Below are 21,312 nucleotides of genomic sequence, written 5' to 3'. Positions count from 1 at the left end.
GCTTTCTCCCGTTATGCGCATGCTGAGATGGAGGTTGCCAGAGCACTGCCCTGCTCGGCCTGTCGAGTGGCTTCATTTTGTTTCTTCACGTCATACAAACGGTCAGCCACCTGATCTCGAGTCGCTTCATCGTGGAAAATTCCCACAATGGCGGCGCCGCGATCTTTCGCTTCTTGAATCAGATTCACCACAACCGCACTGTTGGTGGCATCTAACGACGCCGTAGGTTCATCCAACAATAGAATTGGGTAATCAACGATAAAGCCTCGAGCGATATTCACGCGTTGCTGCTCACCACCGGAAAACGTGGCTGGTGCTAGATTCCAAAGGTGCTCTGGTACATTCAGACGAGTCAGCAGTGTTTTCGCTTTTTGCTCAGCTTGATCGCGGCAGCCTCCCATTTCCAACATCGGCTGCATCACCACTTCCAATGCGCTAATACGAGGAATGACACGCAAGAATTGACTGACCCAGCCGATGGTATACTTACGAACATTGATGATCTCACGCGGCTGCGCCTTAGCAATATTGACCCAGCGTCCTTGATGCTCTACTTCGATATTGCCAGTATCCACAAGGTAGTTGGCGTAAAGCGCTCGTAGCAAGGTTGATTTCCCTGAGCCTGAACGGCCATTAAGCACCACACACTCGCCACTCGCGACGCTAAAGTTGGCGTTATCGAGTACATCCAAAGTAATGCCATTTTGGTTATGCAGAACAAAGGTTTTGCTTACATTGGAAACGATGATTTTTGTTTCAGTTGTCATGATAGTAATTCCTTTATTCAGCCATCAGTTCTGCAACACGGACGAAACTAGTAATTGGGTGTAAGGGTGCTGTGGGTCATCAAGCACCTGGTCCGTCAGCCCAGTTTCTACCACTTCACTGCGACGCATCACCATCAGTCGATGAGCCAGTAAACGCGCCACTGCTAGGTCATGAGTGACGATAACCACAGCCAGTTCCAGTTCTGTGACAAGGCGGCGCAATAGGTCGAGGAGTTTTGCCTGCACCGAGACATCCAATCCACCTGTCGGCTCATCCATGAAAATCAGTTTCGGGTGAGTCACTAGGTTGCGAGCAATCTGCAAGCGCTGCTGCATACCACCAGAGAAGGTGGTTGGCATGTCATCAATTCGGTCTTGAGGAATTTCTACATCAGTGAGCCACTTGGTTGATGCCGTACGAATATCACCATAGTGACGCTCGCCTACAGCCATTAAACGCTCACCAATATTACCGCCCGCAGACACACGACCACGAAGTCCATCCATTGGGTTCTGATGCACAACGCCCCATTCTGTGCGCAATAATTGACGACGTTGACTTTCTGCCATCAAATAGAGGTCTTCGAGTTGAGTCACCTGATCTTCTCCGCGGCCACGAATGTAAAGCACCTCACCGCTGTCTGGCGTTTGGCGACCCGACAGTGATTTTAGTAAGGTACTTTTGCCTGAGCCTGACTCTCCCACGATGCCTAGCACTTCGCCGGGGTACAAATCAAACGAGACATTAGTAAAGCCTTTTCCTGGTGCGTAAAGCTTTGTGAGGTTACGAACTGACAATAGTGGCTGCTCACTTACATCATAAGTGTTGGCATCAAATGTCGGCTTTTCTGCCGCTAGCGTGCTCATGCGTGACTCTCCATTTCCTTAGCATGGATGGTGTGTTGTTCTACTTGCTGTGAACAGTAATCAGTGTCTGAACAAACGAACATATGATTGCCTTTGTCATCCATAACGACCTCGTCAAGGAAGGTGTCCGTTGCGCCACAAATGGCACACGGCTCATCCCACTGTTGGATTTCAAATGGATGATCTTCAAAGTCTAAGCTCTTCACTTTAGTGAATGGCGGAATAGCATAGATTCGTTTTTCACGACCCGCACCGAACAACTGAAGCGCCGCCATATTGTCCATTTTCGGGTTATCAAACTTAGGGATCGGAGAAGGGTCCATGATGTAGCGATCATTGACACAAACCGGATACGCGTAAGAGGTAGCAATATGACCAAATCGTGCGATGTCTTCGTACAGTTTGACGTGCATGATTCCGTACTCTTCCAGCGCGTGCATTTTTCGCGTTTCAGTCTCTCGCGGTTCAATAAAACGCAGTGGCTCTGGAATCGGCACTTGGTACACCAAGATCTGGTCTTTATCGAGGGTGATTTCTGGAATACGGTGACGCGTTTGAATGATTGAGGCGTCTACGGTTTTCTCGGTGGTTTTAGCGCTCGCCACCGACTTGAAAAACTCTCGAATGGAAACCGCATTCGTTGTATCGTCAGCACCTTGGTCAATCACTTTTAGCGTGTCAGTTTGACCAATTATCGCAGCGGTAATCTGAACACCGCCGGTTCCCCAGCCGTATGGCATTGGCATTTCACGGCCACCAAATGGTACTTGATAGCCCGGGATCGCAACCGCCTTGAGTAGAGCGCGACGAATCATACGTTTGGTTTGTTCATCAAGGTAACCATAGTTGTAGCCGGTCACACCTTGCGCCTGAGTATGGGTTTGTACTTGGCTCATGACTGGCTCTCCTGGGTTTGTTGGCCTTGCGACTGAATGAATTCATCATGCTCTTTGTGCATCTTACGAAGCAGCTCTAGCTCTGCTTGGAAATCCACGTAGTGAGGAAGTTTCAAGTGTGAGACAAAGCCTGCAGCTTCAACATTATCTGAATGCGATAACACAAATTCTTCGTCCTGAGCTGGACCATCAATGGCTTCGTCGTAATCTGCCGCTTGCAGTGAGCGATCCACCAGCGCCATCGACATTGCTTTGCGCTCGGTCGAACCAAACGTCAAACCATAGCCGCGGGTCAGTTTGGCTTTTTCTGTTTTGCTACCCACAAAACCATTCACCATTTGGCACTCGGTCAGTTCAACCTCGCCGATATCAATAGCAAAGCCAAGCTCCTCTGGCACCAAACTTAAATCGCAGAAACCGATGCGAATTTCACCTGCAAATGGGTGGTTTCGACCATAACCACGTTGCGTCGAATAACCGAGTGCCAGCAAAAATCCTTCATCGCCGCGAACCAAGTTTTGCAGTCGCGCGCTGCGATCACACGGATAGTTCACCGGATGCATGGTGATATCTTCTGGAGTTTGTTGGTTGTCTTCTTCGGTCGTCATCAAGTCGAGATTTTCAAGAATACTCATCACTTGAGGGCACGCTTCCATCGCTTGAACATCTGAGGTGTCCACTCGCGGTGCTTCACCTTCAGCAATCAAACTAAAGTCCAACAGACGGTGGGTATAGTCATACGTTGGGCCCAATACTTGACCACCAGGCAGATCTTTATAGGTAGCAGAGATACGGCGCTCAATACGCATTTTACTGGTGTTCACAGCTTGTGAAACCGAAAGACGTGGCAACGTGGTGCGATAAGCACGCAGCAAAAAGATAGCTTCCACTAAATCGCCGTTCGCTTGCTTTACAGCCAGTGCGGCTAACTCACGGTCATATATGCCACCTTCAGTCATCACACGATCAACGCTTCCTGAGAGCTGTTCGCTAATTTGTGCCACCGTCAATTCCGCTAATTCAGTATTACCACGACGCTTTTTAGCCTGCAGCTGGTGCGCGTTGTTAATGGCTTTCTCACCACCTTTTACTGCTACATACATGAGTTCACCTCAACAAGTGTGGTACGTGGTAGGCATGCAACGCTCTCATCACTGACCAAGATCAAATCGATACCAAGGGGAAAAGCAAAGTGCTCTTGGCGTGCTTGTAAAAAGTACTGAAACTCCTGAGAGACCACACCAATGTTCAACACAGATTGCGATTCGATACCCGGTCCTGATAGCGTTAGCGTGATGCCACCTTTAGATTGATTCGCGACAGAGCCATTGCCTAAGCTGCCTAGCTCGACAATAACCGTCGTAGACTGATCTGGGTACTCTTCACAGCCAAGGCTAAATGTTGCATTACTCCAATCAAAGTCAGCCAAATCTTGCTCAGCAATCACGGCAAAGCTGGCACTGTTTTGTAGCTCGGTGACGGGACTACCACTGTGAAAGCGGATATTTTCGCGAATTGCAGCATCTTTTAAGTGTGACTCTGACAGCCATATCGGCGTGGCATTGTCGCTCAAGCTCAACAAGGTTTGTGTCGCCGCTTTATGCATCGCGCCAAAGCCTTTGCTCATATCTAGAGTGACGATCTCACCCGGTTCAGACATCGCCTTAAGCAGCAATCTGAAGCACTGCTGGCTGTCATGAACTGCATCTTTAAATGCAGTAGTAATTGTGGTCATTATCTTTGCCTTACTTGGTTAATTCGTTAAACCAAACTTGTTCATGTACCTTGGAATCAATCTTCACCGCGCACCATGGTGAAAAAGTCCACCTTACTGGTCGCCACTTCTTTTGCTCTGAGTTGCTGCTGTTCTTGTTTCATCGCCGCTAAGGGCTCAATGACCATGCGCATTAACTGTTCATGGTGTGACTGGGTCTGCAGTAGGCCATCTATAACAGCAGCTAGCTCTGCTTGCGCTTTATTGCGACCGCGTAAGTAGCTATACCCCATCTCTCCACTATCCAGTTTGACGACAGCTCGAGTGATCGTGGCATCACCCATATTGAATTCACGACCGCTCCCCCCCATTCGAGCACGGACTTGTGCTAACCCGACTTCGGGCTGACGCACCATCTGATAGCTCGCTTCAATCTTCGTTGAGTGCCACAGTTGCTCTAACTCGTTCTGCTGACTTTGTGCCAGCATTGACATCCAACTTGCTCTCTCGCTCACAGCAGTCATTTAATGCTCCATTACTATTTCAGTTGCGTCGGAACGGCTATTGGAGGTCGAAAACTCGGCCACCATGTCCGTTCCCTTGATAACGTTCTTGGTTTTGACTCTTAAAATTGGTGTGTTTTGTGTGATTTGCAGCAGTCGGCACTCTTCACCCGTTGGCGTTTTCGCTCCCACTCGGGTCTCTTTGCGCTCAAGCTCTATATCAAGCCCACGTTTAATGAATTCGTGTAATGAACCACTTTGGTAATTCTTCAAAATGCTCCACCACTCTATATTGGATAAGTAGTGATCAATGATGGTACGAGGACACTCCTCGGTTTTTCGCAGTGTGCGGATATGGATGATCTTACTGCCCTCTACAACGCCAAGATTGGCGGCGATATCCATAGGAGCGACAAACACTCGATGTTGGATCACTTCGCAGCGTGGCCTTGCCCCTTGTTCAATCAGATTCTTAGTAAAGTGCGCGCCCGAATGCACGTGATACTCACTGGGCTGCCTTATCACCATATTGCCTTTACCTTGATGACGTTGAACCATGCCAGTGTTAACAAGCTCATCGATAGCTCGACGAAGCGTATGACGATTCACATCAAAGCGCTGAGCAAGTTGTCCTTCTGGTGGCAGGTAGTCACCCGGAACGTAACGTTCACGAACTTCTTGTTCTAATACCGACGCAATGTCTAAGTAAACTGGCATAGTGATCCCTTAGCGAGTGGGTTATCTAGACATGTGCTCTACTTAAGAACAGCAATCCATTTACTGTTCATGTCACATGTGTTTTCTGTGATAACTGTACTTTGAATGGGAAAGATGAAAGTTACGTGTCGATTTGTTTGCAGAATTGCAACATTTCTAAGGCATGCACAACTTATCTAGACATGCAAAAGGCTTTGAATTGATTGAAGTAAAAGGGAACTTTTGTCCATAAGTTACAGACATATATACATCACGAATTCACAATAACTTGATACGTGATGTCGCAACTTTGTGGCGCTAATTGAATAGTGCATCAAAACAAGCATGCATATATACTCTGCATCAACTTTTTAAACCTAGAAGAAATCATGAAGAACTATCTGACTACATTCTTAAAAGGAATGGCGATGGGTGCGGCCGACGTTGTACCTGGGGTATCGGGAGGTACGATCGCCTTTATTACAGGTATTTACGACACGCTTTTAGAAAGTATCCGTCGTATTAACCCAAGTATTTTTGGGATCTGGAAACGTGACGGATTCAAGGCAGCATTTGACCATATCAACGGCTTTTTCTTAATCGCTTTGTTTGGTGGCATCCTGACTTCTATCTTATCACTAGCGAAATTCATTTCTTGGGCACTAGAAACCCACCCAGTGCCAGTGTGGTCCTTCTTCTTCGGCCTTATCATGGTCTCCGTGTATCACATGATTAAGCAAGTCGAACAAAAGACACTATCGCGTTTCGTGTTCTTATTACTTGGTGCCGTATTTGCCTACAGCATCACGGTATTAAAACCATTGCAAATGGACCCTACCAGCATCAACATCTTTTTCGCTGGCTGTATCGCTATTTGTGCCATGATTCTTCCTGGTATCTCGGGCAGCTTCATTCTATTACTACTAGGTATGTACACGCCGGTATTGGGCGCTGTGAAAGGTCTACAAATCGATGTAATGGCGTTGTTTGCGATGGGTTGTTTGATTGGTCTTTTGTCATTCTCTCATGTTCTGTCATGGTTACTAAAACGCTACCGTGATTTCGCCTTAGTGTTCCTGACTGGTCTAATGCTAGGTACATTACCAAAACTGTGGCCATGGAAAGAGACCATCTCATGGCGCATTAACTCAAAGGGTGAACAAGTGCCTCTTATTCAAGAGAACCTATCACCATTTAACTTTGAGTCAGTGACTGGCCACCCTTCACAACTGGCTATCGCAATTGTGCTGATGCTAGCCGCCGTAGGTTTAGTGCTAGCACTAGAGAAAATCGCAGAAAGTAGCGACAAATAACGATTACTTACGCTTGAAACGAAAAAAGGGGCTCACTATTGTGAGCCCCTTTTTTGATATTGGGTAAGCGGACCTACGAACTAGAACACAAAATTAAGCATGACAGTGTACATATTGGCATCAGTGTCTAAGCCAGGGTTGCTTACAAATGGTCCTGATTGACCACCGAAGCTATTAAATGTTTGCCATTCGGCATTTAGAGAAACATTGTATAACACGTCGTAACGTAGCCCTAAGGTCCAACTATCCCCCGTTTTTCCGTCATATCGATTATCGCCACCTTCGCTATACGTTTGACCATAAACGACATAGGGAGTGAATTTTTGAATGCGATAAGCCGCGCTACCGTACCAAGAAGAGGTCAAATCGTTTTTTTGACCTTCAGCCGTTAGCTTCAATTGCCCAAAATCATATTCTCCACCTAATGAATAGAGCTTAATATTTTGGTCGGCCAATAAAATCTCATTATGCGGAGGCGGTAACTGAGATTGCTTTATCGTTTGGTCAAAATTGGAATCGAGGTAAGCAAAATTCACTCGGAAGTTATCGCCAATCAGTTGGGCGTTAACCCCCCACATATTCTTTGTCTCAAACTCTAACGTTAAACTAGGGTTGAACTCCACCTCATTAGTGTCTTTGAAACCAACAAATGGTGTAAGAGACAATTGTAGTTCATCGGTAAGACTGTGGTTCCACGTAACGCTTAGCCCGTTAAATGCGGTTACACCTAAAATGCTGTTGTACACTTCTTCGTTGGGCCTAGCTGTCGTATACGCTTGCCCAACATAATAGTACTCAGATGCGAGGAAGACTGGTAGACGAAGTCGACCACCACGCCCCTCAAACTCACCGATGGAATAGCTAAGATACGCCCACTCTAGTTGGGGTTCGCTCCAGTTATCTTGTGGACGTTTTACCACCTGTACCGAGGCTTTAAACGCGTCATAGAAGTAATCCAACTGAATACCGAAGGTCGTATCACAGTCAAAGCAGTTTTCTTCACTGATGCCTCTATTGATAAGTAGTGGTGTTTCGTTATCAGACTTAGCCCAAGAGGTTGAGCCGAAGCCACTTATTGAAAAGTTGTCGGTGATGTCAATGGCAGATACGGCAGGAAAACTTATCGCCGTTGTAATAAGTGCGAGTAATGAAGTTTTATTCGTCATTTGTTATTTCTCCTTACTCACGATGTAGAGTACTTTAGCATCACTCGGTAGAGCATCTAATGGGGCGTATCCAATTCGGTTGGGTTTTGCTGCTAACCAAGTAATCAGCGTATTGACACTGGCCTCGTCAATTTCTTTAGGAGGTCTTGCCTTTCCGGAGAACGAGAGACTTGCCCAGTAGGCGTTCATTTGAGAGACGTCTTTTCCAAGCAAGTATTGATAAAATTCTGAACGTTCGGATGAACTTTCTGGCCAATCGGATAATTCTATCCGCTTCCCTTGTAACGATTTAGTCTTACCTCGATAAAGCATCCTAGCTTTACTCCGACTTAATTCATCAAAGTTGTCATTTAAGGTGAATACCGCATATTCATTAGCGGCGAAAGCTCTACTTTCAGATGATAGAGCCAACATCAAACTCAAAGCGATGATGGCACTGCCACGAAATAGCCCCACACGTATGCCTATGTTTATCAGTAAGTTTTGAGTCATTTTATTACACTCAGGCGAAATCCTTTCCTAAACTAACAAACAGATTAGTTCACCAGAAACGATGTTCAAGATTATTATCAAGGAATAGTGATATGAATTTGCTAAATAAGATGTCAATAAAGAGCAGGATCATACTATTAGCTATTTTACCCTTGACTGTTATTTTATTATTTTCAGCTTGGGAAGCGTTTAGAACACAGCGAAGTCTACAGCAAATGTCTGTTTTATCGAATGAAGTAACTACTCTAGGTTTTATTTCCGGATATAGTACATCGCTCCATAAATCACGAATAAAAAAACTAGAAAACACCTTCTCTGGTAATGAAAATGAAATATTTAGTGAACTGAACGATTGCTTGGATAAAATAGCAGCGACTCTAACTCAGATTTATTCTAGTGACGTCCTCTCATCTGCGAATACAACATTAGAAGAGTTGAGAGAAGCGCAAAATGAATTGCAGCTGTTGACCGATATGGAAGAGCTTGAAGAGTGGAGCTCATGGACTAATGATCTGATAAATCAACTAATCGCTCAACTAGAAAGCACCAAAGTCGATACCGGAACAATAAAACTGGAGTCACATTTAAATGCTTTATTTACTCTCGAGTGGATTCGACTTTGGGCGACTGAGGAAAACTGGTTAATTCACATTGATATTGTGGAAGGCCACGGTGAAGAACACCACGAATCCCACTCTGCCCACGAACAACTAACCACCTTGTTCGAACGCCAACAATATTTGATTGAGCGATTTCTTAATATCAGTGCCGATGCCTCTCAAGTCAGTTTACTGCTACAGACCTTCTCTGATGACTCGTTTGTCGAAAGTATCCTGTTTCGTGATCGTGTATTAGACGAAAGCCAACATGCTCTTAGCGACCAAGAGATTACCTCTGGCGTCGCGGCTTTAGATGAACGACTTAAATTGATTCAAAAAGCTGCTGACCAAATTAACGAACAGTTAACCAATGAGATGGCGCTTAGCATTAAGAACTTGGAACAACGTCTTTGGCTCACAGTTGGCCTTACGATATCTATCATGGCCGCGCTTTTCATTTTAAGTATTAACATCACTCGCAGAATCATCTTTTTCTTAAATAACACGCTCGACACGTTTGAAAAGATAGATAACAAAAATGAGACTGACATCTTGGCATCCACAGAAGGCCAGGATGAATTTAGCCATTTTGGCCGAAAGATGAATAAGCTCATCCAAGAACGACGAGAAAATGAACACCGAATATTAGCGGCTAAGGAAGAAGCAGAACGAGCTAACGTGGCGAAAAGCTCTTTCCTTGCTAATATGTCTCATGAAATCAGAACGCCCCTAAACGGCATCATCGGCATGTCAGGTATTCTCTCAGAATCCAATCTCGATCCCATTCAGCGCGATTACCTCAACACCATCGACACCTCGTCACAGACTCTACTTATCTTAATCAATGACATCCTAGACATTTCTAAGATCGAGTCTGGCAACCTATTGATTTCTTTACACAGTTCAAACTTACGCGAGATCGCTTACGACACGATCGCGATCGTAATGTCAAAAGCGAAGGAAAAAGATCTCCAACTGCAGATCAGTTTCTCACCCAACATGCCACATATGCTGATCATTGATGATCACCGCTTACGCCAGATCTTGATGAATTTAATGTCTAATGCAGTGAAGTTCACCAACCAAGGTCATGTAAGAATGGAAATCAAAGTAAGCGACATTGACGGTCAACGCTGCATTATCTACTTTGCCATTATCGATACGGGAATAGGCATTGACGAAGATAAGCAGGACACTATTTTTAAGCCATTTACCCAAGAAGACAGCTCCATCACCCGACAATATGGTGGCACAGGTTTAGGGCTAGCAATCTCGTCTCAATTGGTTGAACTCATGGGAGGTGACATTGAAATCGACTCAGAAAAAGGCAAAGGCAGCCGATTCTTTTTCACCATTGAGTCCAGTGTAAATCAAGCCAAACCTCAACCTATCCATGAGCTAGATGACTACTGTTTTATTATCATCAGTAATGAACAGCCTTACGCAACTCAGGTTAGCCAAGAGCTTTCTCAATTTGGATTGGAGACACAGTCCATGTCCACCTCCCACAACGAGGTGAAAGCAAACCACAACTCCATCATTATTTATTGTGCTGACGAAGAGCGTAATACCAGATCTGATTTAACTGCTCTTGCCAAACAGTCCCCCGACAGCCCAATTGTTCTAGTGCTGCCGCAAAATGCATCTTCCAGCCTATACCCAAAACTTATATCTGGTTTGGTCACCTTCCCTCTGCTCGGGGCTCGTTTAATTGACACCTTAAAACATGCACCGAATCAACACCAAACCCGTCAACAATCCGCTGAACAAGAGCTGGAGATTGCAGGAAACGATTCTGCTGAGTCAAACTCAACAACTTCTGCAAAGTCACTGCTTAATATCGTAAGCAACCCAGATAGCCAATCTATATTGCTTGTTGAAGACAACCTAGTGAATCAAAAGGTCGCATCGCTATTACTGAAGAAATCTGGCTACGAGGTTGATATAGCGAATAACGGACAAGAAGCACTGAACTTTCTGTGTGATGATGCCAACTATTACCATGTCATATTGATGGACTGCATGATGCCAGTGAAAGATGGCTTCACCGCTTCCCAAGAATTTAGGCTTTACGAAGAACAATACAATAAAGCGCGAACCCCAATTATTGCTCTTACTGCTAGTGTGCTTGATGATGATATCCGTCGTTGTACCGAGAGCGGAATGGACGATTACGTGTCAAAGCCCTTTAATAAAACCGTCTTGTTAGAAAAAATCAAAACCATCCGTGACAACGCTGACTAATCGTCGACAAAAAGTGGCTTTTTATAGCGACGTTTTTTCAATAGAATCAGCGCAACGTTATTAATCTAGCAAGATATTATGAATAAGAGTCTCATTACTAATTTCATTGCCCTAGCGCTGCTCGCTGCGGGCTATCAACTCGACAACACCCTAGTGCTATATGCTGGCCTATTCGCTTTTTCAGGCGCGGTGACTAACTGGCTCGCCATTCATATGTTGTTTGAGAAAGTGCCGGGACTTTATGGCTCTGGTGTTATCCCAGCACGCTTTGAAGATTTTAAATTAGCAATTAAGAACTTAATGATGGAGCAGTTCTTTACCAATGAGAACATCGATCGCTTCCTCAATAAAGAAATAAGCTCAGGTATTCCACTGGATTTAGAACCAATATTAGAAAAGGTCGACTTTAACCCTGCTTTTGATTCGCTGGTTGAAGTGATCGCGAACTCTCAATTTGGTGGTATGTTGGCGATGCTTGGCGGCACCGAAGCGTTGGAACCAATGAAACAGCCTTTCGTTGAAAAGATGCAGCAGTCGGTGATTGAAATCAGCCAAAGCGATTCAGTAAAACAAGCTCTGGTTGAACAACTCGAATCGCCGAAGATGTTAAACGAAGTCAAAGACAATGTTGAAGCGATTATCGACCAGCGACTCAGTGAATTAACTCCAAAACTGGTGAAAGAAATCGTTCAGAAGATGATAAAGGAGCACCTAGGCTGGCTTGTGGTTTGGGGCGGTGTATTTGGTGGGGTTATTGGTATTTTGTCCTCACTATTTGTCTAGCACTTGTCGTGTTGACAATTACTATGCAAAGGCCAGCGGTATATTCGCTGGCTTTTTTGTATCTTACTCAATATAAACTGACAGCTTTAATCAAAACTAGACATAAATAAACTTAGGTTCATAACTATTACCTATGTCACGTTACCTAAATGATGAAAATATTACTATACACATCAATAACTTCGGTAAATGGACCTACTAATAATGAAGAACCTCTCGTTCAAACTAAAACTCTATTCGATAGTCATAGCAATTATATTTACTACCATTGGCACCAGCTATTTTGCTGCTAATAGCTTTGTGGAATCCTATATTGAGCGCAGTGGTTCTTCTACAACACAAGAAAAGCTCACCCTATTGAACCAAAGTGTTGCCGACAAACTTAACTACAGTTTTCAACAAGCCAAGTCTCTTAATGTCAGCTTTATCGACGTAAAAGATATCGTCGAAAAAACCGAGTTTGATAACATCACTAAAATGTCTTCTGGTTTCGTTTTCGACAAATCCGGCATTGTGGAAGATGAGAATATTGTTGCGGCATTAGAGGCAGAATTAGCCCAAGCCAACGGGCAGATCGTTGCAAACGAAATCATCAAACAGGGTGACAAGCTTTTACTGAATATAGTGGTACCCAATACTCAAAGTAATGAAGTGACCTTCTACCAACTCGATCTCAGCTTTATCACTCAACCGCTCGCAGAGACCAGCGGCAACGGTGACTACCTGACACTCAAAGATGGCGCTGGCAATGTCCTATTCTCCAATACGACTCCGGGTCAACATATCGAGTTCGACTCGACGATCCCCGTGCTAAACGATACTTGGACACTGACCGCTTACTTAGATAGTGCAGTAACGGAGGCCCATGCCGCTACGATCAGTACGCAAATAACACAGGCACTGCTCGTTGCTGCTGTCATCATTATTCCATTAAGTATGATGATCATCGCCTTCTTACTAAAACCGATCACGCTACTTCAGAACGTGGTGAGAAACCTAGCCACGGGTAAAGGCGATCTTACTCAAAGACTTACGGTCGACTCGAATGATGAGTTTGGTAAAATTTCCCAAGACATCAATACCTTTATCGCTCAATTGCAGACCTTGGTGGGTAATGTGATTCAGTCGTGCAATGAAACCAGTCGCTCCATATTACATATCGAACAACAAGCTAAAGAAAATCAGGCTCTGTTCCAATCACACCAGAATGAAATGGACCAGATTGTTACCTCTATTCATGAAATGAGCGCCTCTTCCGATACAGTGGCCAATGATGCGCAACAAGCATCAAATAATACGGAAACGGCTAATCAAGCCAGCTCCGACTCGAAGCTGATTGTCGAAGAAGCTATCTCTAGTTTGCAGGCTCTGGTCGCAGAAGTGGAAAACACCTCACACGCTGTTGTAGCTATGAGTGCCGATACACAGAAGATTGGTGACACTCTTGAAGTTATCGGTGATATCGCAGAGCAAACCAATCTACTTGCACTTAACGCTGCAATCGAAGCTGCTCGCGCTGGTGAACAAGGACGCGGGTTTGCCGTCGTCGCTGATGAAGTGAGAGCTCTGGCATCCCGAACTCGACAAAGCACATCTGAAATCAATGAAATGCTATCTAAGCTTCACGCTGGTAATGAGGCGGTTGTCGCCAATATGGACTCAACCAAACATCGCTGTAAGCTGTATGAAGAGCAAACCAGCGGAGTGACCAACTCTCTCGACTCCATGATGAGCTTTACTGATGAGATCAATGGGCTGGTTGCTCAAATTGCATCATCAGCGAAGGAGCAAAGTACGGTCTCGGAAGAGATCAATAAGAACATGGTGACGATTCAAGATATGGTGCGCACATTGGTTCAAAATGGAGAACTGGCAACGCAAAATGCCAATGACTTAAAAGGCAGAAACCAAGAGCTTCTCACTACTGTTGAACAGTTCAAAGTATAACTTCAGATCTGAGTATCCTAATAAGCTCACTTCGGTGAGCTTATTATTGCAATGACAAGCATCGCAAAAAGAAAAAAGCCAATCGCGAAAACAAGGCGATTGGCTATATAACATGTGAACAAGAGGTGTTCACTAACAACGTCAGTTGGCTAGGTGACCCTTAAATCAGAGGGTCAAATCATTCTAGATTCATAAACGAGACAAATTCAAGCAACAATTGCCATTTATATCAGCAATTTATGTACTATTGGATTTACATCACAGCTCAACTTATCGCCAGCCGAAGTCAATTACCACTTTATAGTTAAAACCGTGTTGTTCTCATCACAGCTTAAGGTAGGTTAATTCCTACTCTTAATCGGATTGTCATCTCGAATCACTTATCAATCAGTGTCATACTAGACACATCTTTCCTTGCCGCCTTTGTGAATCATGAAAGACAAAATCAACTTGGTAACATTGCCCAAAGGTCATCCATGTCAGGTCGTCGATTGCCGAATGGAGTCAGAAGAAGTCTTCTTGGAACCTCATCGTCACGACTACTTTGAAATCATTTGGTGTTTGGACAACTCCGGCTCTCAACGTATCGATTTTGTCGATTATCAGAGTGTACAAGGGCGTTTTTTCACTATCGCCCCTGGGCAAGTTCATGAGTCAAACTCACTAGGTAGTAACGTCAAAATGCTCATTTTCTCGACCGATTTTTTCGAAAATCGCTACCGTCATCAATTGATGTTTGACGCAATATTTTCTGCTCACCAGAATCAGCACCCTTATATCGATACTCAGGGTAGAGGAGCAACGCAACTTGATGCCGTTTTCGATTTGTTGCTGGAAGAGTATCAACGTGAAGACACCGATTGGGATTTGATCGAATCCTTGCTTACCTGTTTTTTGCGCTATCTTGTTCGCTTTTCGGTGGACAAGACCGAAGCAATTACCGTGCGGGATGAACGGATTTCACAGGTGATAGCACTTATCGAAACCCACTATCAGAGCGAACGAAATGTGGCGTTTTATGCCGATAAACTTTCCATTACCAGCAAGCGTCTTAATGAGCTAAGTAAAGCACACCTAGGTAAAACCATTACCAAATTGCTTCATGATAGGGTACTTCTAGAAGCGAACCGTGAACTTGTTTTTTCGACGAAAACCGTTAAAGCCATAGCACTGCAACTTGGGTTTGAAGATCCCGCTTATTTTGGCAGATTTTACCGTACGAACATGGGTGAATCTCCCGCAGAATTTCGCAGAAGAATATCCAAATAGTGCCAGATTAAAGGCAGATAATCCCTTTTTTATATCAAATTTCGTAACGATAATACCATTATCTTTGTTCATCAATTTATAGGTCTTTTCGTTTCCAATGAGCATAAATCTCAAGTCCGATCCAATCCAGAAATCGTTCATCCAGTATCTTTTACCAGCACTATCAGGCATGGTTATTAAATCCATTTTCATTATGGGTGATGCTTGGTTTGTCGGGAAAGGTGTCGGTGCTGAAGGTCTTGGTGCTATCTCTTTGACGATTCCTGCCTTTTCCCTCTTCACTGCGATTGCAATGATGATTGGTATCGGTGGCGCAGCACTCATGTCGATAGAGTTTGGGAAGGGTAATCTAAATGTTGGCCAGACGCTGTTTAGTCAGGCGATGCTTGTCACTGCGATTATCTCGACCATGACCGTATCAATCGCACTCATTTGGCTTGACGATATCATTCGCTTGATGGGCGCTACTGGATACATGGCACAGCTAGCTCACGACTATCTAGGTATTATGCTCAAGTTCTTTGTTCTTTATGCTCTTGCTTGGGTTATGTCTTGCTTTGTACGTAATGATACCAACCCTAAACTCGCTATGTATGCCATGTCAGCAGGCGCCGTCACCAACTTGGTCTTGGACTACTTCTTTGTACTTCAGTTTGGCTGGGGGATGAAGGGAGCGGCCTACGCGACTGCTATTTCTCAAGCAGTCATCGCGCTGATTCTTCTCAGCCATTTTTGGCAAGCTAAAGGTCAGTTAAGACTGACCGTACAAGGACTTGGTCTGGACAAAGTAGGACAGATACTAAAGATAGGCACCCCCACTTTCTTTATTGAGATTACCTCTGCGCTGACGATACTCTTATTCAACTACGTACTGCTTAGCCAATTTGGAGAGAGCTATATCATCGCTTATGGCTTGACCGCAAATGTGGGTGTATTCGCGTTATTTGTTATCGTTGGCATTAATCAGGCATGTCAGCCTATTATCAGCTTTAACCATGGTGCAAACTTGCCAGAACGAGTAAAAGCTACGCTTAAGCTTGGGCTTGTCACGTCAATTGGCAGTGGCTTACTATTTCTCGCGGTGATCGGGTTGTTCTCAGAGACAGTCGCGCGTTTCTACCTTGGCGATAACATTGAGCTCGTTGAACTATCCGCAACCGCACTGCTGTATTTCTTTTATGCGACACCGTTAATGGGACTAAACCTTGTTGTCGCCAACCTGTTTCAAGCCATTGCAAAACCCAATCAGGCAACCATAATCTCTCTTGCTCGTGGGTTTGTATTTGTCGCATTAGGCGTCATCGTCTTGCCGAGCTTGTTCCCTATTAATGGCATTTGGGCGAGTATACTATTTGCAGAAGCCATGACAGCCAGCATCAGTTTGGGGCTATTATTGACCTTTATAAAGTCACAAAAAATGGCGGCCATTCATACTTAAAGAAATGGGAGTCGCCACTTTTTCGACTCTCAGTGACTTAGGTTTAGTTCAGACAAGTAGGAAAGCAGCTTTTCCCTGAGCCATATGTTGGCTTTACTGCTCTGTTCACGACTATGAGCGACCAGTTTAAAGTCGACAGGTATCGGGCGAAATGGTGCATCAATGATCTGAATATCAAAACGCTCCGCAAACAGAGTAGCCACACTGCGGCTCATCATTCCAATGCTTTCACTGCTGGCTACTAATGCCATTAACACCAGAAGAGAGTCGCTTTCCGCGGCTACCTTTCTCCCTCGAATATTCTCTTCAGTAAAATAGTCAGCCAAGAAGGCGTTTTCTCGTCTTAGCTTAAGAGTAATGTGCTTCTCCTGATAATACTGCTCAACCGTGATGTTGCCGCTGATTCGCGGGTGTGATTTGCTGGCAATCAAACAGATTTGGTCAGTAAAAAACGGCTGTGAAAAACACAGTGACGGTGTACGCTTGGCAAAGTCTATCGCTAGGTCTGCTTGACGTAGATTGAGCTTGTCAAGCAGCTCCTCTTCGGTCGCTAAAGTAGGATGAAGCACGATCTCACGCTCTCCCAAGGTTGCATCCGCTTCAATTTTCGGTAACAGCATCAGCATCACTGGTTCTGACGTGTAAACGACAAAACGCCTTTTGCCTTGCACACTAAAATCTTTAACACCATCAATGGTGCGCTCTATGGTTTCCAACGCTGGCTCAATATGGCGAGCTAACTCGTGAGCCAAGTGTGTAGGCGCGATACCTCGACCGTCCCGAACAAAAAGTTTCTCACCGAGTTGGCCTTGAAGTCGTTTTAAAGCCCCACTAACCCCTGGTTGGGTCAAGTTTAGCACCTCTGCCGCCACCGTTATCGACTGATAACGATAGACAGTCACAAACACGCGCATCAGGTTAAGATCAAAATCAGAGGTATTCATAAACATCACCATTAGTTATGTATTAAATAAATTAAATTGCATATTTAGTTATGAGTCAAGCCGCTATAGTGACCTTAATTCCTGTTCTAACCGTGATGAGGTCAATTATGTACCGCAAACTTGTACCATCTACTATCACCATTGCGATTCTTGCATCATTCAATGCCAGTGCTGATTACGTTGGCTTAGAAGACTATCAAGGCAAACCCGCAAGTAGTCATACTATTGAAGCTAACCAAGCGTTAGCCGCCACTCTTCCTTGGGAAGATACTTCTGCTTTTGAGCGCACGCAAAAGGGGCTGATTGCTGAATTTGGTAATCATGCTGCTGGTGAGCTGAAAAATCGCTTCGAATTTATGGCCGAAATGTCAGTCGAAGACATCCCACCAACAGTAAACCCATCGATCTGGCGCCAAGGCATGTTGAACTACGCTGCTGGTGGTCTGTACGAAGTGACCGATGGCATTTACCAAATTCGTGGTGCCGACCTGTCTAATATGACCATCTATCGCACCGACAACGGTTACGTTATTCATGACCCATTGCTATCACGCGAAGCCGCTGAAGCATCTTGGGACTTTGCCAAGCAACACCTTCCAAAGATCAATGGCGAGCACAAAATCACTGGCATGATCTATTCACACATGCACGCTGACCACTTTGGTGGCTCAAGAGGCATTGTTGAATCTGGAGATTTTGCTGACAACGCAAAGATTTATGCGCCAAAAGACTTTATCAAAGAGCTTGCGGATGAGAATGTCATCGCCGGCACAGCGATGGGACGCCGAGCAAATTACCAATACGGTACAACACTGGTGAACGATGCAAAAGGGATCGTTGATAACGCGTTAGGCCTTGGCACATCGCGCGGTGAAGTGACCTTAGTCGCTCCAACGACAGAAATCCAAGAACGTGAAAAAATCATTACCATTGACGGCCTAGAGTTCCATGCCATCAATATGCCGGGCGCGGAAGCACCCGCTGAAATCGTCTTGTATGTTCCGCAGTATCGCTCACTTAATACCGCAGAGCTAACCTATGATGGTATGCACAATATCTACACCTTCCGCGGTGCAAAAGTACGTGATTCCTTGGTTTGGACTAAGTATTTAACCGAGCTGAAGCTACGCTATGTTGATTCTGGCTTAGTCGATAACATTCACGCTGCGCACTCAGCTCCGGTTTGGAACGATCCAAACACGGAAGGTAACGAGATTTCCGACTATATGGCGTTGCAACGCGACAACTATGGCTTCATCCACAACCAAGCGATGCGCCTCGCTAACCACGGAGTTACTATCCATGATGTGGGCCGAGAGATTGAACACCTAGTACCTGAATCACAAAAGCAAACCTGGCACACCAATGGCTACCATGGCTCTTATAGCCACAACGCACGAGCTGTTGTGAACTTATATCTTGGCTATCACGATATGAACCCTGTAAATACCAACCCTCTAAAATCTAAAGAGAAATCTTGTGTTTACGTAGAAGCAGCTGGGGCAGACACTCTCTATCAGGCGGGACTGACTCATTTCAACAATGGTCAGTATCAAGAAGCGTCCCAACTACTCAATGACTTAGTTCAGTGTGACCCGAATAACATTGACTATCGCTTTGCACTAGCAGACAGCTTTGAGCAACAAGGCTACCAATCAGAAACTATGGCATGGCGTAATTCCTACTTACAAGGTGCAGTGGAGTTAAGAACCGGTGAGATATCACCTTCAATCAAGCTGGCATCGGCCGACGTAATTGCCAATACTCCGACAGGCATGTTCCTTGATTTTATCGCGGTTAGACTCAACGCAGAAAAAGCAGAACAAGCTCAATTGGACTTTAGTTTCGGCTTATATCACCCTGATGTGGAAGAGCGCTACTACGGTGAAGTGTCTAATGCCAACATGAGTAACATCGAAGTGGACACTCTACCGAAAACCGATGTTGAGCTCATCGTACACAAAGCGGATTTAACACGAATTGCATTGGGTCAAACGACCTTAGAAGCTTTGTTGAAGTCTGGGCAAGCAGGGATCAAGGGGGATGGCAAGTTAATCGGCAAACTAGCTGCCACCTTGGACGAATTTGACGGAATGTTTGAAATACTTCCGATGCCAAGCAAATAAACGCACAAGCCCAGAGCTTAGCTCTGGGCTTATTTCATTCGATTTAAAACACACGCTATTTAAAACACACGTCCGCCCAACGCGCTAATCCCGCAGTTACCGAACCAAAGTAGTTGCCAGATACTACAGGGATATTGGGTAGCACTTCTTGAACCGCATTGCGTAATACTGAAGAACGAGCCGAGCCGCCAGTCATATAAATGACATCAGGTAAAGTCGCAGATTGCTCTACAGCTTCTTTAACTAGTGCCTGGATTTTTCTGGTTGGGTTATCAATGGCTTCAGCCATTTGCTCATGGCTGATATCAATACCTACTCGTTCAGAGAACAAATCAATCATAGCGCGATATTCTGCTGAAGATTCTAGCGCGATTTTTGCCTTCTCAGCTTCACGAATAACAGCATAACCTAACGTGTCGTTGTGCAGTGTGACCAGTCTCGACACCTTGTCCTGTTCAATGGCTTCTTTAGCGAGAAGTTGCAGCTCTTTTAGATTGTCATGAGCATAGAATTTACGTTGAGCTTGAACGTCATTAATCGCGATAGGGTTCCAAAATTGCGTCACAGGAATGTCTAAGCCTGAGTGGCGCTTAGTCCCCATTCCGAAGGCATGCATAAAGCGACGAAATGCAATGTAAATATCCAGATCGTTTCCACCTACAAGTTGACCGGTATGAGCGATGAGCGAAGACTCTCTATCCGCTTTGCCCACCCAACTTGGTCCCATTTGAATAAATGAACAGTCCGTCGTACCACCACCGATATCGACCACCAGCACATTTTTATCTTCCGTTAACGAAGACTCGTACTCAAGCCCTGCCGCTACAGGTTCAAACTGAAACTCAACATCTTTAAAGCCAGCACGCGTTGCCGCTCGCGATAAAATTCCTTCCGCCTGACGGTTTGAGGCATCACCGCCACGGCCTAAAAAGTTAACAGGTCTACCAATAACCGTTTGGCTGATACTTTGACCCAAGTGCAATTCCGCCTGACGTTTTACATTGCTCATCATGGCGCACACCAAATCTTCGAAAAATGATAGCTGCATATCTCGAAGCCCCATGGCGCCCAAGAAAGACTTCGGTGACTTAATGTAATAGACGTCTTGAGGGTCTTCGAGGTACAGATCCAACGCGGCTTCGCCAAACAGTACATCCGTAGGAATCACTTCAATCCCTTCTTCTCGATTAAGCTTTACCGCACGTCGAAGCACGGCTTCACCTACTTCGTTGGAAGGTCGAATATCCAAGCAACGAAACAAGTACTCAGACACAGTTTCAGCCGTCGGAGCACAAAGTGTTGAGGGGATATAACAGTTATCACCCACCAGCGGGATCTGCTCGATGGCGTTATTCACAAGATGAGCGACAGAACAGTTCGCGGTTCCGTAGTCAAAACCAATGGCCATGGGTTACCTCAACATAAGAAAAAGGGCGGCAAAGAATAGCAGCCTGACAATGAAGTTCAAGGGGCAGAACCTTAAACCCTACACATGTAGACAGGTCAAAAGAAATTTTGCGCTACACTGTAGACATCCTTTTTACAGTG

At 45.0% G+C, this 21,312-nt stretch carries 18 protein-coding genes; 7 read left to right on the top strand and 11 right to left on the bottom strand.

Annotated elements, in window-relative coordinates:
- Nucleotides 1–11: 11 nt before the first annotated feature.
- From phnL to phnF, 7 genes are read right to left on the bottom strand one after another with little or no spacing between them, the layout of a single operon-like run.
- Nucleotides 12–767, bottom strand: coding sequence for a phosphonate C-P lyase system protein PhnL (phnL, locus tag AWH66_RS13850; RefSeq protein WP_063602898.1), 756 nt, complete (start codon nucleotides 765–767; stop codon nucleotides 12–14).
- Between the two features lie 24 nt (nucleotides 768–791).
- Nucleotides 792–1,634: a phosphonate C-P lyase system protein PhnK gene (gene phnK / locus AWH66_RS13845; RefSeq protein WP_063602897.1), complete on the bottom strand. Its 843-nt coding sequence runs from the start codon at nucleotides 1,632–1,634 to the stop codon at nucleotides 792–794.
- On the bottom strand, nucleotides 1,631–2,530 hold the full coding sequence (locus AWH66_RS13840) for an alpha-D-ribose 1-methylphosphonate 5-phosphate C-P-lyase PhnJ (protein WP_063602896.1): 900 nt from the start codon (nucleotides 2,528–2,530) through the stop codon (nucleotides 1,631–1,633). The genes phnK and AWH66_RS13840 overlap by 4 nt, the downstream gene beginning before the upstream one ends.
- Nucleotides 2,527–3,633, bottom strand: a complete 1,107-nt coding sequence (locus tag AWH66_RS13835; RefSeq protein ID WP_063602895.1) for a carbon-phosphorus lyase complex subunit — start codon at nucleotides 3,631–3,633, stop codon at nucleotides 2,527–2,529. Before AWH66_RS13835 ends, AWH66_RS13840 begins: the two co-directional genes overlap by 4 nt.
- Nucleotides 3,624–4,265 (bottom strand): phosphonate C-P lyase system protein PhnH, encoded by a 642-nt coding sequence (gene phnH, locus AWH66_RS13830; RefSeq protein WP_063602894.1) that lies wholly within the window; start codon nucleotides 4,263–4,265, stop codon nucleotides 3,624–3,626. The genes AWH66_RS13835 and phnH overlap by 10 nt, the downstream gene beginning before the upstream one ends.
- Before the next feature lie 56 nt (nucleotides 4,266–4,321).
- A complete protein-coding gene (gene phnG, locus AWH66_RS13825) occupies nucleotides 4,322–4,768 on the bottom strand; it encodes a phosphonate C-P lyase system protein PhnG (protein WP_063602893.1) in 447 nt (148 codons plus the stop codon).
- Nucleotides 4,769–5,464, bottom strand: a complete 696-nt coding sequence (phnF, locus tag AWH66_RS13820) for a phosphonate metabolism transcriptional regulator PhnF (RefSeq protein ID WP_063602892.1) — start codon at nucleotides 5,462–5,464, stop codon at nucleotides 4,769–4,771. It abuts the gene before it with no gap.
- Nucleotides 5,465–5,832: 368 nt separating this feature from the next.
- Here phnF and AWH66_RS13815 point away from each other — a divergent pair, with 368 nt between their 5' ends.
- Nucleotides 5,833–6,756, top strand: a complete 924-nt coding sequence (locus tag AWH66_RS13815; protein ID WP_063602891.1) for a polyprenyl-phosphate transporter — start codon at nucleotides 5,833–5,835, stop codon at nucleotides 6,754–6,756.
- Nucleotides 6,757–6,836: 80 nt separating this feature from the next.
- On the opposite strand, the gene AWH66_RS13810 is transcribed toward AWH66_RS13815, so the two are convergent.
- Both AWH66_RS13810 and AWH66_RS13805 read right to left on the bottom strand, forming a co-directional pair.
- On the bottom strand, nucleotides 6,837–7,922 hold the full coding sequence (locus tag AWH66_RS13810; protein ID WP_063602890.1) for a porin: 1,086 nt from the start codon (nucleotides 7,920–7,922) through the stop codon (nucleotides 6,837–6,839).
- Nucleotides 7,923–7,925: 3 nt separating this feature from the next.
- Entirely contained in the window at nucleotides 7,926–8,414 is a 489-nt protein-coding gene (locus tag AWH66_RS13805) for a hypothetical protein (RefSeq protein WP_063602889.1), read from the bottom strand.
- 215 nt (nucleotides 8,415–8,629) lie between these two features.
- Between AWH66_RS13805 and AWH66_RS13800 the strand changes: the two genes are divergently transcribed.
- The 5 genes from AWH66_RS13800 (at nucleotide 8,630) to AWH66_RS13780 (ending at nucleotide 16,694) form a co-directional block, all read left to right on the top strand.
- Nucleotides 8,630–11,257, top strand: coding sequence for a hybrid sensor histidine kinase/response regulator (locus AWH66_RS13800; protein WP_167360958.1), 2,628 nt, complete (start codon nucleotides 8,630–8,632; stop codon nucleotides 11,255–11,257).
- Nucleotides 11,258–11,335: 78 nt separating this feature from the next.
- A complete protein-coding gene (locus AWH66_RS13795) occupies nucleotides 11,336–12,040 on the top strand; it encodes a DUF445 domain-containing protein (protein WP_063602887.1) in 705 nt (234 codons plus the stop codon).
- Between the two features lie 204 nt (nucleotides 12,041–12,244).
- Nucleotides 12,245–13,987, top strand: a complete 1,743-nt coding sequence (locus AWH66_RS13790; protein ID WP_167360957.1) for a methyl-accepting chemotaxis protein — start codon at nucleotides 12,245–12,247, stop codon at nucleotides 13,985–13,987.
- A gap of 432 nt (nucleotides 13,988–14,419) precedes the next feature.
- The gene (locus AWH66_RS13785; RefSeq protein WP_063602885.1) at nucleotides 14,420–15,256 is read left to right on the top strand and encodes an AraC family transcriptional regulator; all 837 of its coding nucleotides are present in this window, start codon (nucleotides 14,420–14,422) and stop codon (nucleotides 15,254–15,256) included.
- Nucleotides 15,257–15,353: 97 nt separating this feature from the next.
- Nucleotides 15,354–16,694 (top strand): MATE family efflux transporter, encoded by a 1,341-nt coding sequence (locus AWH66_RS13780; RefSeq protein ID WP_063602884.1) that lies wholly within the window; start codon nucleotides 15,354–15,356, stop codon nucleotides 16,692–16,694.
- 29 nt (nucleotides 16,695–16,723) lie between these two features.
- Here AWH66_RS13780 and AWH66_RS13775 read toward each other — a convergent pair whose 3' ends face one another.
- Nucleotides 16,724–17,638: a LysR family transcriptional regulator gene (locus tag AWH66_RS13775; RefSeq protein WP_063602883.1), complete on the bottom strand. Its 915-nt coding sequence runs from the start codon at nucleotides 17,636–17,638 to the stop codon at nucleotides 16,724–16,726.
- A 107-nt stretch (nucleotides 17,639–17,745) separates the two neighbouring features.
- Here AWH66_RS13775 and AWH66_RS13770 point away from each other — a divergent pair, with 107 nt between their 5' ends.
- Nucleotides 17,746–19,764, top strand: a complete 2,019-nt coding sequence (locus tag AWH66_RS13770; protein ID WP_063602882.1) for an alkyl/aryl-sulfatase — start codon at nucleotides 17,746–17,748, stop codon at nucleotides 19,762–19,764.
- Between the two features lie 55 nt (nucleotides 19,765–19,819).
- On the opposite strand, the gene yegD is transcribed toward AWH66_RS13770, so the two are convergent.
- Nucleotides 19,820–21,172 carry a molecular chaperone gene (yegD, locus tag AWH66_RS13765; protein ID WP_063602881.1) on the bottom strand — a complete coding sequence of 451 codons (1,353 nt, stop codon included), beginning with the start codon at nucleotides 21,170–21,172 and terminating at the stop codon, nucleotides 19,820–19,822.
- Nucleotides 21,173–21,312 lie beyond the last annotated feature (140 nt).

This window comes from Vibrio barjaei, from assembly GCF_001639065.2.
GTDB classification, from domain to species: Bacteria; Pseudomonadota; Gammaproteobacteria; order Enterobacterales; family Vibrionaceae; genus Vibrio; species Vibrio barjaei.
Note: the sequence above shows the minus strand (reverse complement) of the source record. Positions and strands in the feature narration are given on the sequence as shown.

Coding starts and splice junctions, on each gene's coding strand:
- phnL (WP_063602898.1), bottom strand. CDS start 767: ATGACAACTGAAACAAAAATCATCGTTTCCAATGTAAGCAAAACCTTT.
- phnK (WP_063602897.1), bottom strand. CDS start 1,634: ATGAGCACGCTAGCGGCAGAAAAGCCGACATTTGATGCCAACACTTAT.
- AWH66_RS13840 (WP_063602896.1), bottom strand. CDS start 2,530: ATGAGCCAAGTACAAACCCATACTCAGGCGCAAGGTGTGACCGGCTAC.
- AWH66_RS13835 (WP_063602895.1), bottom strand. CDS start 3,633: ATGTATGTAGCAGTAAAAGGTGGTGAGAAAGCCATTAACAACGCGCAC.
- phnH (WP_063602894.1), bottom strand. CDS start 4,265: ATGACCACAATTACTACTGCATTTAAAGATGCAGTTCATGACAGCCAG.
- phnG (WP_063602893.1), bottom strand. CDS start 4,768: ATGACTGCTGTGAGCGAGAGAGCAAGTTGGATGTCAATGCTGGCACAA.
- phnF (WP_063602892.1), bottom strand. CDS start 5,464: ATGCCAGTTTACTTAGACATTGCGTCGGTATTAGAACAAGAAGTTCGT.
- AWH66_RS13815 (WP_063602891.1), top strand. CDS start 5,833: ATGAAGAACTATCTGACTACATTCTTAAAAGGAATGGCGATGGGTGCG.
- AWH66_RS13810 (WP_063602890.1), bottom strand. CDS start 7,922: ATGACGAATAAAACTTCATTACTCGCACTTATTACAACGGCGATAAGT.
- AWH66_RS13805 (WP_063602889.1), bottom strand. CDS start 8,414: ATGACTCAAAACTTACTGATAAACATAGGCATACGTGTGGGGCTATTT.
- AWH66_RS13800 (WP_167360958.1), top strand. CDS start 8,630: ATGTCTGTTTTATCGAATGAAGTAACTACTCTAGGTTTTATTTCCGGA.
- AWH66_RS13795 (WP_063602887.1), top strand. CDS start 11,336: ATGAATAAGAGTCTCATTACTAATTTCATTGCCCTAGCGCTGCTCGCT.
- AWH66_RS13790 (WP_167360957.1), top strand. CDS start 12,245: ATGAAGAACCTCTCGTTCAAACTAAAACTCTATTCGATAGTCATAGCA.
- AWH66_RS13785 (WP_063602885.1), top strand. CDS start 14,420: ATGAAAGACAAAATCAACTTGGTAACATTGCCCAAAGGTCATCCATGT.
- AWH66_RS13780 (WP_063602884.1), top strand. CDS start 15,354: ATGAGCATAAATCTCAAGTCCGATCCAATCCAGAAATCGTTCATCCAG.
- AWH66_RS13775 (WP_063602883.1), bottom strand. CDS start 17,638: ATGAATACCTCTGATTTTGATCTTAACCTGATGCGCGTGTTTGTGACT.
- AWH66_RS13770 (WP_063602882.1), top strand. CDS start 17,746: ATGTACCGCAAACTTGTACCATCTACTATCACCATTGCGATTCTTGCA.
- yegD (WP_063602881.1), bottom strand. CDS start 21,172: ATGGCCATTGGTTTTGACTACGGAACCGCGAACTGTTCTGTCGCTCAT.